Origin of the sequence: Pseudoalteromonas sp. 2CM32C, from assembly GCF_023161925.1 — a bacterium.
In the GTDB taxonomy this organism is placed as follows: Bacteria; Pseudomonadota; Gammaproteobacteria; order Enterobacterales; family Alteromonadaceae; genus Pseudoalteromonas; species Pseudoalteromonas marina.
Window position 1 is genome coordinate 235,080 of the sequence record NZ_JALNTI010000002.1, and the last position, 14,007, is coordinate 249,086.

13 protein-coding genes are annotated in these 14,007 nt (G+C 39.3%); 9 read left to right on the forward strand and 4 right to left on the reverse strand.

The window, feature by feature from the left end:
- Nucleotides 1-241: 241 nt before the first annotated feature.
- The 4 genes from MTF67_RS04940 to MTF67_RS04955 all read right to left on the reverse strand — a co-directional run bounded on the left by MTF67_RS04940 (nt 242) and on the right by MTF67_RS04955 (nt 4,980).
- Nucleotides 242-850 (reverse strand): PqiC family protein, encoded by a 609-nt coding sequence (locus tag MTF67_RS04940; protein ID WP_248518879.1) that lies wholly within the window; start codon nt 848-850, stop codon nt 242-244.
- Nucleotides 850-2,505: an intermembrane transport protein PqiB gene (gene pqiB / locus MTF67_RS04945; protein ID WP_248518880.1), complete on the reverse strand. Its 1,656-nt coding sequence runs from the start codon at nt 2,503-2,505 to the stop codon at nt 850-852. Before pqiB ends, MTF67_RS04940 begins: the two co-directional genes overlap by 1 nt.
- Entirely contained in the window at nt 2,502-3,668 is a 1,167-nt protein-coding gene (locus tag MTF67_RS04950; protein ID WP_248519117.1) for a paraquat-inducible protein A, read from the reverse strand. The genes pqiB and MTF67_RS04950 overlap by 4 nt, the downstream gene beginning before the upstream one ends.
- Before the next feature lie 496 nt (nt 3,669-4,164).
- Nucleotides 4,165-4,980, reverse strand: a complete 816-nt coding sequence (locus MTF67_RS04955) for a thioesterase family protein (protein WP_006791695.1) — start codon at nt 4,978-4,980, stop codon at nt 4,165-4,167.
- 248 nt (nt 4,981-5,228) lie between these two features.
- On the opposite strand from MTF67_RS04955, the gene dnaK reads away from it, so the two are divergent.
- The 9 genes from dnaK (at nt 5,229) to MTF67_RS05000 (ending at nt 13,984) form a co-directional block, all read left to right on the forward strand.
- On the forward strand, nt 5,229-7,145 hold the full coding sequence (gene dnaK, locus MTF67_RS04960) for a molecular chaperone DnaK (protein WP_008126292.1): 1,917 nt from the start codon (nt 5,229-5,231) through the stop codon (nt 7,143-7,145).
- Between the two features lie 201 nt (nt 7,146-7,346).
- Nucleotides 7,347-8,486: a molecular chaperone DnaJ gene (gene dnaJ / locus MTF67_RS04965; RefSeq protein ID WP_006791697.1), complete on the forward strand. Its 1,140-nt coding sequence runs from the start codon at nt 7,347-7,349 to the stop codon at nt 8,484-8,486.
- Nucleotides 8,487-8,574: 88 nt separating this feature from the next.
- Nucleotides 8,575-9,036 carry a Cys-tRNA(Pro) deacylase gene (gene ybaK / locus MTF67_RS04970; RefSeq protein ID WP_248518881.1) on the forward strand — a complete coding sequence of 154 codons (462 nt, stop codon included), beginning with the start codon at nt 8,575-8,577 and terminating at the stop codon, nt 9,034-9,036.
- A gap of 104 nt (nt 9,037-9,140) precedes the next feature.
- Entirely contained in the window at nt 9,141-9,545 is a 405-nt protein-coding gene (locus tag MTF67_RS04975) for a DUF1761 domain-containing protein (protein WP_248518882.1), read from the forward strand.
- A 56-nt stretch (nt 9,546-9,601) separates the two neighbouring features.
- Nucleotides 9,602-9,979, forward strand: coding sequence for a response regulator (locus tag MTF67_RS04980; RefSeq protein WP_248518883.1), 378 nt, complete (start codon nt 9,602-9,604; stop codon nt 9,977-9,979).
- Nucleotides 9,980-10,089: 110 nt separating this feature from the next.
- Nucleotides 10,090-10,341, forward strand: a complete 252-nt coding sequence (locus MTF67_RS04985; RefSeq protein ID WP_008127468.1) for a hypothetical protein — start codon at nt 10,090-10,092, stop codon at nt 10,339-10,341.
- A gap of 149 nt (nt 10,342-10,490) precedes the next feature.
- On the forward strand, nt 10,491-10,754 hold the full coding sequence (locus tag MTF67_RS04990; protein ID WP_008127470.1) for a hypothetical protein: 264 nt from the start codon (nt 10,491-10,493) through the stop codon (nt 10,752-10,754).
- Between the two features lie 205 nt (nt 10,755-10,959).
- A complete protein-coding gene (locus MTF67_RS04995; RefSeq protein WP_248518884.1) occupies nt 10,960-12,426 on the forward strand; it encodes an SLC13 family permease in 1,467 nt (488 codons plus the stop codon).
- A gap of 139 nt (nt 12,427-12,565) precedes the next feature.
- Nucleotides 12,566-13,984, forward strand: coding sequence for a coniferyl aldehyde dehydrogenase (locus MTF67_RS05000; RefSeq protein WP_248518885.1), 1,419 nt, complete (start codon nt 12,566-12,568; stop codon nt 13,982-13,984).
- Nucleotides 13,985-14,007 lie beyond the last annotated feature (23 nt).

Genomic DNA, 14,007 nt, shown 5'->3' on the forward strand with positions numbered 1-14,007 from the left:
ATAACAGCCAGCGATGCTGCTATTAATGTGTAAGGTAATTGCATAACTCCAAAGTTCATTAAGTTACAACGAGAACGTAGTGCTGTAAGCATGGTGAAGTCTGAATAAAAAAACGCGTTGCTGCAAATGGTGATACAGATAATAACAATGTTTATTAGTGTCTATTATTAAAGTTAGATTTTAACAGGGTAGGCAAGGCGGTTATTAGTGATGATAAAACCGCCATTGATATATATGGTTATTAAAGTCGTGCTTGTTCTATTGCTTTAGCTACATCTAAGTTTATGTTTAGCCACGTTTGTTCAAGCGTGGCTACTAAGCCGTCGTAGCCGTCGTCTTTTATGGGTACTAGGCGTGAGAAGTTATGCACACTAATCAAGCGGCGGCCGGTTTCTGGGTGAGTATAATATAAGCGCCATAGTCCAGAGATATCAGCATTACCTTGCATATCACCATTAAAGTGGTGAATTTCGTACTCAAGCTCATAAAATGTTTGCTGATCAAGCTCGGTTATTACAGGTAGCCCTTTGATAACCATCCAAGTGGGCATATTTTTAAATAAAGTTTGTTGGGCAGTGGCAGTAAGCATAACGTCAGGAGACTCGCCCCATAAGTGATAATTTGCAGCATGAATTTGATTATTATCAATTTTCATCGCTATGCCTAAATTGTTTAATGCGCCTCTTAAAACAACTGTTTGTACTCTCAACTGTGCGTTGGTTTCACTAATATTTCGTGATGATGAATCAATAGGCTGTTCAAATTGGTAATACTGAGTCGCATTTTGTATTGCTGAGCTACAGCCCGACAATACTAAAAGCAAACTTGTTATGATTAATAGGGTTTTCATTATTGCTTCCTTGGTATTGGATCTGCGGGCAGTGATTTGTCAAAAATTAGCATGTTTGGTTGCTCATTTAAGCCGCGTGTCAAAGGTTGTATTTCTTCACTTAAGCGCTTAAATTCACGCAGTGTTTGTTGTAATTGATGATGAAATTCAGACCCAGCCTGATAACTCGCCATTGTTTTATCAAATTGTCGCATGGTCACTTCAAATTGCTCCATGCTTTTGGTCATTTTTGCAAAGTTACGATTTATATCACCGGGTAAATTTTGAGTATCTTTTTCATTTAATAGTGTGCGCATTTCATTTGCAAGAGACTGATAGTCGGCAAAGGCAACTTGTATTTGGGCTAAGCTTTCTTCAACTTTTAAATTATTAACCTTGTTTAATACATCAGAAACCTGATCGGCAAGTACGGTAATTCCGCTCGATATACTAGGAAAAACGGTATACTGTCCCAGTTTTTCAAACTCCGCTTCTGGCGCATCGGGGTACATATCAAAATCAACATAAACTGCACCAGTTAAAAGATTTCCGGGCTTTAAAGAGGCGCGCATACCAATTTTTATCCAGCCTTTTAAGCTTTCTTTCCAAAAGTCTTTAGCTGTTGCGCTGTGGTGATAAATACGCCCGTACTCTATTTTTATAAGAACAGGTACTGATGTGTTTGCACTTTTAAAGTGGGCAGGTTTACCATTAACAATTATGTTTGCAGGCGCTTCAACTACTGTACCAATGCGAATACCACGATATTCAACAGGGGCACCGGGTCTGAGCCCTCGAATTGATTGTTCAAAATCTATTATGTAATAGTCAAAGTCGTAAAAGCGTTCTTCTAGTGCTTCTTTATAGCTTTGGCTAAGTGAGAAATTGTGGCCATCGTTAGCTATTTCCCCCGGTGTTTGGTTATCGGGTAAGCCAACTGAAATTCCGCCTTTTAAAAGCTTACTTAAAGAGCCTGTATTAATATTTATGCCATCAGCAGATAAATCAATTTCTATACCAGCGTTGACCCAAAAAATTGAGTTGTTGGTAATTAAGTTTTGGTACGGCGCTTTTATAAATATACCGTACTTCATTGCTTGGTTTTCCCAATCAAATGTGGCGGTTTCTATTTGGCCAATTTTATAATTCTTAAAAAATATTCCGGTACTAACATCAAGTACTTCTGCGTTATAACTAAGTAGTTTAAAGCGACCACCTTGCACGTCTTTGCCTATTAATGCAGGTTCTTCTTGCAGGGTGAAATTTTCTTTAAGTGTATTACTTTCGCCCGGTGCAAATTCTAAATATACCCCAGAGAGTAAAGTACTCATTCCACTTATGCCGGTTTCATCTATACGTGGTTTTACTACCCATATTTTTGCGTCGTCGGTAAGTAAGTCTTCATAGCTTTTATCTATTTGAGCCCGTGCAATCACACTGTCTTGGGAGTCGGATAAACGAACGCTGTCTATTTGCCCTATTTTTACACTGCGCACTTTTATTTCTGTTTTACCTGCAATAATGCCCTCGGCTTGCGGCATCTCAATATATATAGTGGGGCCTTTATTTGCTTGATATTGATAAAGCATCCACACGCCGACAAAAAGCGCTATGGCTGGAATAATCCAGATAGCAGAGATTCTTGGCTCATCTGTTACTTGGGCAGTTTCGGTCATGTTTTAGTCTCTGATGATTTATTTTTAGGTGAATCCCATAAAAGGCGTGGATCAAATGAATGAGCAGCCATCATTTGGCATATTACCATAACGGTAAAAAATGCAATGCCTAAGCCTGGTGTAACTGACATTAAATTACCTAGCTGTACTAAAGCCACTAAAATGGCGACAACAAAAACGTCAATCATTGACCATTTACCAATAAACTCAGTGAGTTGGTAAATTCTAGTGTAACTTTTTGTATGCCTGTTTGCAGGTTTTGTTACCATAATACACAAAAAGCTTAGTACAAATGCTTTGGCTAAAGGAACAACAACACTCGCAAAAAAAATGATACCTGCAATGGGATAAGAACCACTTTTCCAAAGTAAAATAACCCCACCAATAAGTGTGGACGGGGTTTCATCACCCAAGCTTGTTGTATTCATAATAGGCAATACGTTGGCTGGTATATAGCAAACAATAGATGTGATGAGCCAAGCTGTTGCTTTTTGAACACTATGAGGATTACGTACATGTGTTTTGGTGTGGCATCGCTGGCAGACCTTACCTGTACAAAGCTGATGACACACATGACAGGCTTTAATATTTTCATCAATAGCACGTTTAGCGTGCTCGGCACCTTCTAACACTTTGATTGGTTTTATTTGAGCCCATAACCTTGGACGATTTAAGTGTACTAAAGCGGCAATGTATAAAATAACAAAGCCAGCATAAGCCCAAAAACTTGCCCCAAAGCTTATATCAGCCAAAGACATAATTTTAACCATGCTGACTAAAACACCAATTAAAAATATCTCAGACATAATCCATGGCTCAAGTGCCAAAGTAAACTTAAGCAATCTACGCGCAATGCCTTGTGGCAATGTTTTTAAAACACCTAAATGAAGGGGTATTAAAGTAATTAATAAACTCATTGGTAAAGCAATAATGCTTAAATCAATAAAAAGGCCTAACAATTCGCTATCGTAATTGAATAATATTCGGGCTGCGTCGGGGAGGGTGATAGTTTGGGTTATACCATTACTACTAAAGGATAAAAAAGGATAAAACATACTACTTAATAGCATTAGCAAAGCACTAAAGCTCAACGCCACTATGCGATTATCGTGGTTTACGTTGGCTTCGCATAATTTATGATGGCAATGCGGGCATATCGCCATTTGCTTAGCGATAATTCTTGGTATATCTATGATCAGGTCACAGCAGGGGCAAACAGTTTGCAATTTAGTACCAAACAATAATGCATTTAGTTGATTTTGCAATATTTGAAGCTGTAATACAACGCGAACTGTTAATTTTGAATACAGGCCAAGCCAGAAACTATCTGATTGGCCTGCATTTTATATACTAAGGTCTGTTGACCTTTCAAGGATAATTTGAAGGAGTTTGTTTAGTATTAAGGAAGAGCCTATTTATTATGTTTATTCCTCATAAATTGGCGAGAACGTAGCATTAATGCCAAGCAGGCGCTTCCCAAGGGGGCTTCCTAGGGGCTATTTACTCTTTGTTACTCAGTTTTTACTTATTCTTACATGGATGTAAGCCAGTAGAGTAATGCAGGAGCAGTTATCGGGCCCACTAGGTTAAAAATCTCGCGCCGCTATTATATAGCCTTCCTAGTTTGAACAAATTTTAATCCGCAAAGTTCAACCGACCCTAATCAAACACGGCAACAGTTTGGCGGGTAAGAGCAATAAGCTCACCTGACTGTGACCAAATACACCCGTCCTCTAAACCATATCCATCTTTAGAGTGATGCGTAATTGCTTCAAAGCCAAGCCACTCGCCAGGCGTTAAATTGGGAGACTGAACAAACTCTAAATACCACGACATACTACTTGCTGGTCCGGGTTGTTTAAACATTTGTAACAATGTGGGCGGCCATGCATCGGTTAGTGCAATTACATGCGCTTCTGTAATGGTTTCAGGTGTATGTTTAAGTCGCATCCACCCACCTAAATGAGATGTGTCTGCCCCTGTAAAAGGCATTGCGCCTTGCTGTGGGCACAAATCCACATGCTGAAAAAATTCAGGCATTTGGCCTTTTATGAAGGGTAACGTATAACGCTCGTTAACAGGGCTTAAACCTAACGACTTTGAAACAGGAACATTAATAGCTGACTCTCTATTTTTAGCAAAACAAGCCTGCACGATTACGGCTACTTGCTCATTTTGAATTGCTTTAGCGAGTACTTGTGTACTGTTTTTACCCTCACGTAATACTTCAACATAAAGTGAAAAAGGAGTGTCGGCGAGTAAAGGCCCAACAAAATTAGTACTTAATGAAAGAAGTCGGCGGTCATTATTCACTTTGCCTCTAATAGCCTGATATAACAATGCAGCTGATAAACCACCAAAAGCGGTTCTTCCTTGGCACCAATTTTCAGGAAATTGCATGGTAAGTGCGGATTGTTCGATTTTATCTGATTGACCTATTTTAGCGGCTTGCTCAAGTAGTTGGTCAAAATGCATGGGAAATATCCTTTAAAAGTGCAATTTAATAAATTTATAACACAACCAAACTGGTCAGGCCAGTATTTAAAGGTGTGTCAAACGCTCTAAAAATCATCATTCCTTACAATTATTGGGGTTATTTTGTAAATAAATCATAAAAAATGAATTTTTTTTCATTTTTACAGTTGAATTAGTTTTAGGGCATCCCTATTTACTAGTCATCGAACGAATTAACGTATAACGAATTTTGAAGTTGGAGAAGTTTCATGGGTAAAATTATCGGAATCGATTTAGGTACTACAAACTCTTGTGTTGCAGTACTTGATGGTGACAAAGCACGTGTTATAGAAAACGCGGAAGGCGATCGCACAACCCCGTCTATCATTGCTTACACGCAAGACGGTGAAACATTAGTAGGTCAATCTGCTAAGCGTCAAGCGGTTACTAACCCTACTAACACATTATTTGCAATTAAGCGTTTAATTGGTCGTCGTTTTGAAGACGAAGAAGTACAACGCGATATCGGCATTATGCCATTTAAAATCATCAAAGCTGATAACGGCGATGCATGGGTTGAAGCGGGCGGCGAAAAACGCGCTGCACCACAAATTTCTGCTGAAGTACTGAAAAAAATGAAAAAAACTGCAGAAGACTTCTTAGGTGAAGAAGTAACTGAAGCGGTAATTACAGTACCTGCATACTTTAACGATTCACAACGTCAAGCAACTAAAGATGCCGGTCGTATTGCTGGTCTTGAAGTTAAACGTATCATCAATGAGCCAACTGCTGCTGCCCTAGCTTACGGCATGGACAAAAACAAAGGCGAAAACATTGTTGCTGTATACGACTTAGGTGGCGGTACGTTCGATTTATCAATCATTGAGATTGACGAAGTTGAAGGCGAGCACACATTTGAAGTACTTGCTACCAATGGTGATACTCACTTAGGCGGTGAAGACTTCGATAACCGCGTTATCAACTACTTAGTAGCAGAGTTTAAGAAAGACCAAGGCTTAGATCTAAAAACAGATCCACTTGCAATGCAACGTGTTAAAGAAGCAGCAGAAAAAGCAAAAATTGAACTTTCTTCAGCACAATCTACAGAAGTTAACCTTCCGTACGTAACTGCAGATGCAACTGGTCCTAAGCACATGAACGTGAAACTAACACGCGCTAAGCTTGAGTCACTTGTTGAAGATTTAGTAACTAAGTCTCTAGAGCCGCTTAAACGTGCACTTGCTGATTCTGATTTATCAGTAGGCGACATCAACGACATTATTCTTGTTGGTGGTCAAACACGTATGCCTTTAGTACAAAAAACAGTTGCTGATTTCTTCGGTAAAGAGCCACGTAAAGACGTTAACCCTGATGAAGCTGTAGCTGTAGGCGCGGCAATCCAAGGTGGCGTACTAGCAGGTGATGTTAAAGACGTACTATTACTAGACGTTTCTCCATTGTCTCTAGGTATTGAAACAATGGGTTCTGTAATGACAGCGCTTATTGAGAAGAACACGACGATTCCTACTAAGAAATCACAAACGTTCTCAACAGCAGAAGATAACCAGTCTGCGGTAACCATTCATGTGTTACAAGGTGAGCGTAAACGTTCAAGCGACAACAAATCTTTAGGTCAATTTAACCTTGAAGGTATTCGTCCTGCTCAACGTGGTACACCACAAATCGAAGTAACATTTGATGTTGATGCTGACGGTATCTTACATGTATCTGCTAAAGATAAAGACACAGGTAAAGAGCAAAAAATTACTATTCAAGCGTCTTCAGGTTTAAGCGATGAAGAAGTTGAAAAAATGGTACGTGATGCAGAAGCGCACGCTGAAGAAGACAAAAAGTTTGAAGAGCTTGTAGCTGTTCGTAACCAAGCAGATGCAATGGTTCACGGTACACGTAAGCAAGTTGAAGAAGCGGGCGATGCTTTACCAAGTGAAGATAAAGAAGCGATTGAAGCGGCAGTTGTAGACTTAGAAGCTGCAATTAAGAGCGACAACAAAGACGAAATTGAAGCTAAAACGCAAGCACTTGCTGAAAAGTCTCAAAAGTTAATGGAAATTGCTCAAGCTAAAGCACAGCAAGGTCAAGCAGACGCAGGTGAGCAACAACAATCAGCTAAGCAAGATGATGACGTTGTTGATGCAGAGTTTGAAGAAGTAAAAGACGACAAGTAATTGTTGCCGACGCTTCTAACTGACCAAAAACACTTAACTCGGTTAGGTGTTTAGGTTAGGATGAACAAATGAGGCGCGCGAGCAATAGCTTGTCGCGCCTTTTGCATGTATTTAAGGTTCATAATTCAATGATAAATCGATTAGATTTATCGGTTTATCCCGCAGCTTACGCTGCAAAATAGAAAGAGTAGTGTGATAGATATGTCAAAACGCGATTATTACGAAGTCCTCGGCGTAAGCAAAGATGCGAGTGAGCGAGACATAAAAAAAGCGTATAAACGCTTAGCGATGAAATATCATCCAGATCGTACCGCAGGCGATAAAGAGCTTGAGACCAAGTTCAAAGAAGTAAAAGAAGCATACGAAATTCTAACTGACGATCAAAAACGCCAGATGTACGACCAATACGGTCATGCGGCCTTTGAACAAGGCGGTGGCGGTGGTCATGGCGGCTTTGGTGGCGGACATGGCGATTTTGGTGACGTATTTGGCGATGTGTTTGGTGACATTTTTGGTGGCGGCGGTGGCCGACGTCAATCTCGCCAGCAACGCGGTTCTGATTTACGTTACAACATGGATTTAACGCTTGAAGAAGCGGTTCGTGGTAAAGAAGTAGAAATTAAAGTACCAACATGGGTAAGTTGTGACCCTTGTGATGGAAGCGGTGCAAAAGCGGGTTCTAAACCTAAAACATGTACTACCTGTCATGGTGCAGGCCAGGTGCAAATGCGCCAAGGTTTCTTTGCTGTTCAGCAAACATGTCCTACGTGTCAGGGGCAAGGTCAAATTATTTCAGATCCTTGTAACAGCTGTCATGGTCAAGGCCGTGTAGAAAAAACTAAAACGTTGTCGGTGAAAATACCAGCGGGTGTTGACACAGGCGATCGTATTCGTTTATCGGGTGAGGGTGAAGCCGGGGTACATGGCGCACCAGCGGGTGACTTATACGTACAAGTGTCTGTAAGAGAACATGACATATTTGTACGTGAAGGTAACAATTTATATTGTGAAGTTCCTATTAGCTTTACTACATCTGGTTTAGGCGGTGAAATTCAAGTACCTACACTTGATGGTCGTGCAAAACTTAAAATACCGTCAGAGACGCAAACCGGCAAAATGTTCCGTATGCGTGGCAAAGGTGTTAAGTCTGTACGAAGTGGCGCACAAGGTGATTTAATTTGTAAGGTAGTTATTGAAACACCTGTCAATCTTAACGAGCGCCAACGTGAACTACTTAAAGAGTTAGAAGAAAGCATGGGCACAGATAGCTCAAAAAACCGTCCTAAAGAGCAAGGCTTTTTTGATGGTGTTAAAAAGTTTTTTGATGACTTAACAAAGTAAAAATTGTGTTGTTTAAAAAAAACGGTGCTTTACAGCGCCGTTTTTTTTGCTTTAAATTTGCTAACACCTCTAAAAAAGTGAGAACGCAATGACACCCGCTATCGCACTGCTCGAGAAACAAAAAATAAAGTTCGAAATACTGAGCTATCAGCACGATGCAAACTATGGTCACTATGGTTTAGAGGCAGTTGAAAAACTCAATTTAAATAGTGAGCAAGTATTTAAAACACTTGTACTAGAAACGCATGAAGGTGAACTAATCGTTGCCATCACCCCCGTATCTCAACAAGTTAATCTTAAACAGCTTGCTAAAGTGGCAAAAACAAAAAAAATGGCCTTGGCCGCGCCTCAAAAAGTAAATGCAAGCACCGGTTATATACTTGGAGGAGTGAGCCCAATAGGACAAAAAAAACGTCTTAAAACATATATTCACAGTAGTGCTAGTGAGTTTGAAATTATATATGTCAGTGCCGGTAAGCGTGGTTTGGAGTTAAAGTTAGCCATAGACGATATAGCTGAGTTAACAAAAGCAACGTTTGCTGTGTTCTAATAGTTTGTTGGTATTTAAGTATCGATTACACTTTAGTATTTGCTGCATTAGTTAATATTAACTACATTAAAAAGACGTTACGATTCAGGAAATTTCAGTGTTGTATGAATTTTTCGGATATTAATTTTATTTCGGTACTGGTTGCTGCGCTTTCGTCTTTTACGTTAAGTAGTGTTTGGTATTCAAAATTATTATTTAGACAAGCTTGGCTTGAGAGTTGCGGCTTGACCGAGCTTGACCTGCAAAGTGCCAATAAAAAACGTGTTTGTATTGGCACATTTTTATTTTCATTTTTGGCTGCATTTGTACTGTCGATATTTTTAGGTAACGAGTCGAGCTTGGGTTTGAGTGTAGGGACTGGTTTTGCTATTGGTTTATTTTGGGTGAGTAGCTCTTTGGGTTTAAGTTATGTTTATGAGCAGCGTCCAGTAAAACTTTTTTTGATAAACAGTGGTTACTATGTAAGCCAATTTTCGTTGATGGGATTAATTTTAGGCGGGTGGCCATAATTTATTTATAAGCACAAAATTGTCTATCTTTTTATTTATTCAGGTAACTAAATAATATGAAAATACTTGTTGTTGATGACATACCACTGATGCGACATGTATTAATTAACATGCTTAGAAATCTAAATTATCTTGATATTGTTGAAGCGACCGATGGTATTCAAGCGTTCACACTGTTAAAAAAGCAGTCTTTTGACTTGGTCATCACTGATTTATATATGCCCAAAATGGACGGTAAAGATTTACTAAATAGAATAAGAAATGACGAACAGCTTACCTCAACCCCTGTCTTGATGGTGACATGCGAAGATAATTCTAAAACTATAAAAAATGTAATCGCAGCTAAAGTTTCAGGCATTATTGTTAAGCCCTTTAGCCTTAAATGCCTCGCTGATCACTTAAACCATGTTTTAGCTACTGCCAATAAGCCATGAACTGGGCGGTTAAAATACTTTCTAGCCATTACGGCTGTATTAATTTTCGGGCTACCTCATTAAACTTATCTTATTTAACGTTAAATATAATTATTAATTACGGAGGTGTTTTGGCACAACCAAACAAAAAAGGCCCTATAAAAACCGTTGATATTTTTTGCTCGTCATGCAAAACGCAACTTTTTAAATATCGCAAAGGGGGGAAGGGGGCGCTTGTTAAGTGTTTTAAAGAGCGTATATCTCAAGACTTCACAAAAATTCCGTGTATTTGCCCAAGTTGTGAGCGGGCTTTTGCCAGGCCCGCTCTAATCCGCGGCGCACCTGCCTACAAAATGATAGGTGGAAAAGTTACATTTAAATAAGCTAAAAACATATGCGGACATATGGCCTTGTTTGAAACTGCTTTGTTGCTATGATCGCCCGGTTTTGCTGTTTCAATGAATGAAAAATACCCTCCCCATGGAATGGGCCAGTTTTTTGGGTTATTTAAAAATGGATAAAGGATAGTTTCGTGATAGCACTCTTATTTGACATCATCGGTATGACAGGCACATTTTTAGTTGTTGGCTCGTTTTTTCTACTTCAATTAGGTAAAACAACACCAACCAGCTTGACGTACAACATGATGAACCTAACAGGGGCGATTTTATTATTAATAAGCCTTTGTTATAACTTTAATTTAGCAAGCTTTGTGATAGAAATATTTTGGATAGCTGCTTCATTAATTGGTTTATATAAGTATATAAAAAATAGATCAGCATTAGCGACTAGTTAATTTTGATATGTTCGCCGTAGACCTCTTGTTTACGGCGTTTCTATACATAACCCTTCTTAATTTGTATGATGCCTTACACTTTTCACTCTTACTAAATGCTCTAAGCCTTTAACTCTATGCAAATTTAGTTATGGCTGATATCCATTTGACAAGTCCTTACTATCTTCTTTACTGTGTCGTCTGTTAAATAGCTTTTGGCGCGGTGATGGTAAGCAACCTAAATAATATTAATCAAACAAACCCTATTATACGAAGCGTGTGGCTTTGGTTTGGGCCCATTGTAATGCTGTTAACCTGTTTATTAGATCCACCAAATGGCCTATCTGATACAGCCTTTAAAACCGCAGGTTTAACATTTTGGATGGCCTCTTGGTGGGTGACTGAGGTTGTTCCTATTCCTGCGACTTCATTGTTACCGCTCGTCATAACGCCACTTGTAAATATTGCGCCTATTAAAATTACTGCAGCGCCTTATGCACACCCACTTATTTTTTTATTTTTGGGTGGTTTTTTAATCTCAATAGCTATGGAACGTTGGGGGTTACATAAACGAATTGCGTTAACCACTATGCTCTATGCGGGTAAAAAACCGAGCTTACAAATTTTAGCAATGATGTTAGTAACAGCATTTTTATCTATGTGGATGTCAAACACGGCTACAACGGTGATGATGTTGCCCATCGCGTTATCAATTATTCATTTAGTGAATCACTCTGATTCTGGTGAAGATGGATTTGCAAAAGCATTACTACTATCAATTGCCTATGGTGCCAGCATTGGTGGTATTGCTACGTTAATAGGAACACCGCCTAACGCGCTTATGGCAGCATACTTATCTGAAAGTTACCAAATTGAAATAGGCTTTGGGCAATGGATGATGCTAGGTGTGCCTTTAGCAATTGTGATGTTACTGGTGTGTTGGATATGGCTTACTAAATTCAGCTATAAAGTTGATAAAAATGCAGAAAACATTAAAGACAGTAAGGCTATGTTTGTAAATGAACTTGCTGAACTCGGTGCGTTGCAACGAGCTGAAAAAGGTGTGTTTTCAGTATTTGTACTAGCCGCGTTATGTTGGATTTTTAGACCACTATTAGCTGATTTATCGGGTCTTAGCATTTCAGACACTGCTATTGCTATTACAGCAGCCTTGTTGTTATTTGTTTTGCCAGCTAAAAAGGACAGTGATGAGCGAATTTTAGATTGGCAAAGTGCATCTAAAGTGCCATGGGGTGTATTGTTATTATTTGGTGGTGGTTTATCGTTAGCATCACAGATTAAATCTTCTGGTTTAGCGCAATACATTGCACAAATGATAGAAGGGGCGAGTGCTATTCCGTTAGTTATGGGCATAGTGGTTGTTGTAGCGCTTATCACCTTTTTAACAGAGATTACGAGTAATACAGCTACTGCGGCGGGCTTTTTGCCGTTATTAGGCCCAGTTGCTGAAAGTATTTTTGGCTCGCCTTTAGTGTGGGTTATTCCTGCTGCTATAGCATGCAGTTGTGCGTTTATGATGCCAGTTGCCACACCACCAAATGCCATTGTATTTGGCTCGGGAAAAATTAAAATTCGCGATATGATCAAAGCAGGATTTGCACTTAACCTAGTCGCTATCGTATTAATTACACTTGCAACAATAACGCTTGCAAAAACAGTATTTAATTTTTAAAAATTGAGTTGGTTTGTATCTTAAACAAAGCGACTCTTAATCACTATGTATGTGGTTGTAATAGGTAAATTAGTGTTATTGCTCGAAAAACAGATCAGGGTTATAGTCGACAATAACTTTAAAAGTCGAGTAATCTATTTTGACAACAGACACAGCACAAATAGCCTCTTTATCAGCGCAGTTTACTAGTTTACAAAATGCGTTTTTAGATAATCCTTATCCTTCTATTCATTCTCGAATTGCCATTTTAAAAAAATTACGTTCGCGCATTGTAGAGCTAGAAGAAGAACTTATCAGTGCAGTATCTAAAGACTTTGGCTACCGGACTGCGTTTGATACCTTACTTGGTGATATTTTGCCTACCGTGCAAGGGCTTTCGCACATTATTAAAAAATTACCTAAATGGTCAAAGCCTAGTAAACGTTCTGTGGGGCTTAGCTTATGGCCGTCAAAAGTGAGTGTTACCTATCAGCCTAAAGGCGTGGTAGGTGTTATCGCACCGTGGAATTACCCAATTCAGCTAGCGGTTGTACCAGTGATAACTGCAATCGCAGCCGGTAATAAAGTAATGTTAAAACTCAGCGAATTTACACCACATACTAATGCTGTATTAGAAAAGCTTTTTGATGACAAAATGAGTCAGCATGTATGTGTGGTTCAAGGCGGCAGCGACGTTGCCAGCGAGTTTTCGTCTCTTCCTTTTGCGCACTTATTATTTACCGGCTCTACTGGGGTTGGCAAATTAGTAATGAAAGCAGCCAGTAAAAACCTAACCCCTGTTACTTTAGAGCTTGGCGGAAAGTCACCAGTGATTATTACCGAGCAAGCTGATGTTAAAAAAGCAGCACACGCGCTTTTATTCGGGAAAATGGCAAATGCCGGGCAAATTTGTGTCGCGCCAGACTATGTCTTTGTGCCTAAAACCCTAGAAAGCCAGCTTATTAAACAGTTATGTGAGCTTTATAAAAAGCATTTTAAGCAGGGTGTTGAAGGTAAAAATTTAACCTCTATTATTAGTGACTCACATTATGCGCGTTTAGCCGAATACTTAGTACAAGCGCAAGAACTCGGGGCAAATGTTATTAAGCCACTTGAACAAAATCAACAAGATGCAGATAAACATCGTATGGGTCTGCATTTAGTAACGAACGTGACCGACGACATGCAACTTATGCAAGACGAATTATTTGGGCCTATATTGCCAATTAAGAGTTATGGGAAGTTAGATGACGTTCTCGATTATATTAAACAGCATCCAAATCCGCTTGCTTTATATATTTTAGGCCAAGATAAAGAGGCACAAGAGTACATTATTAAACAAACACTTAGTGGCACCGTTGCGGTTAACGACACTTTAGTACAAGTAACTGCTGACGACGCGCCATTTGGTGGGGTGGGTCATTCAGGTATGGGGCACTATCACGGTAAGGAAGGGTTTTTAACGTTTAGTCACGCTAAAAATACACTCGTTTCTGGTTCTTTTAACCCGCGCATAGGGTTGTTACTTAAGCAAAGTAAACTACTAACCAGGTTGCTAAAGTGGTTATATATTAAGTAAAACAAGCCAAAAAAAGCTGAACT

Bases quoted from the DNA above. Each gene is read 5' to 3' on its own strand.
- MTF67_RS04940 (WP_248518879.1), bottom strand. From the start codon at position 850: ATGAAAACCCTATTAATCATAACAAGTTTGCTTTTAGTATTGTCGGGC.
- pqiB (WP_248518880.1), bottom strand. From the start codon at position 2,505: ATGACCGAAACTGCCCAAGTAACAGATGAGCCAAGAATCTCTGCTATC.
- MTF67_RS04950 (WP_248519117.1), bottom strand. From the start codon at position 3,668: ATGGCGATATGCCCGCATTGCCATCATAAATTATGCGAAGCCAACGTA.
- MTF67_RS04955 (WP_006791695.1), bottom strand. From the start codon at position 4,980: ATGCATTTTGACCAACTACTTGAGCAAGCCGCTAAAATAGGTCAATCA.
- dnaK (WP_008126292.1), top strand. From the start codon at position 5,229: ATGGGTAAAATTATCGGAATCGATTTAGGTACTACAAACTCTTGTGTT.
- dnaJ (WP_006791697.1), top strand. From the start codon at position 7,347: ATGTCAAAACGCGATTATTACGAAGTCCTCGGCGTAAGCAAAGATGCG.
- ybaK (WP_248518881.1), top strand. From the start codon at position 8,575: ATGACACCCGCTATCGCACTGCTCGAGAAACAAAAAATAAAGTTCGAA.
- MTF67_RS04975 (WP_248518882.1), top strand. From the start codon at position 9,141: ATGAATTTTTCGGATATTAATTTTATTTCGGTACTGGTTGCTGCGCTT.
- MTF67_RS04980 (WP_248518883.1), top strand. From the start codon at position 9,602: ATGAAAATACTTGTTGTTGATGACATACCACTGATGCGACATGTATTA.
- MTF67_RS04995 (WP_248518884.1), top strand. From the start codon at position 10,960: ATGGTAAGCAACCTAAATAATATTAATCAAACAAACCCTATTATACGA.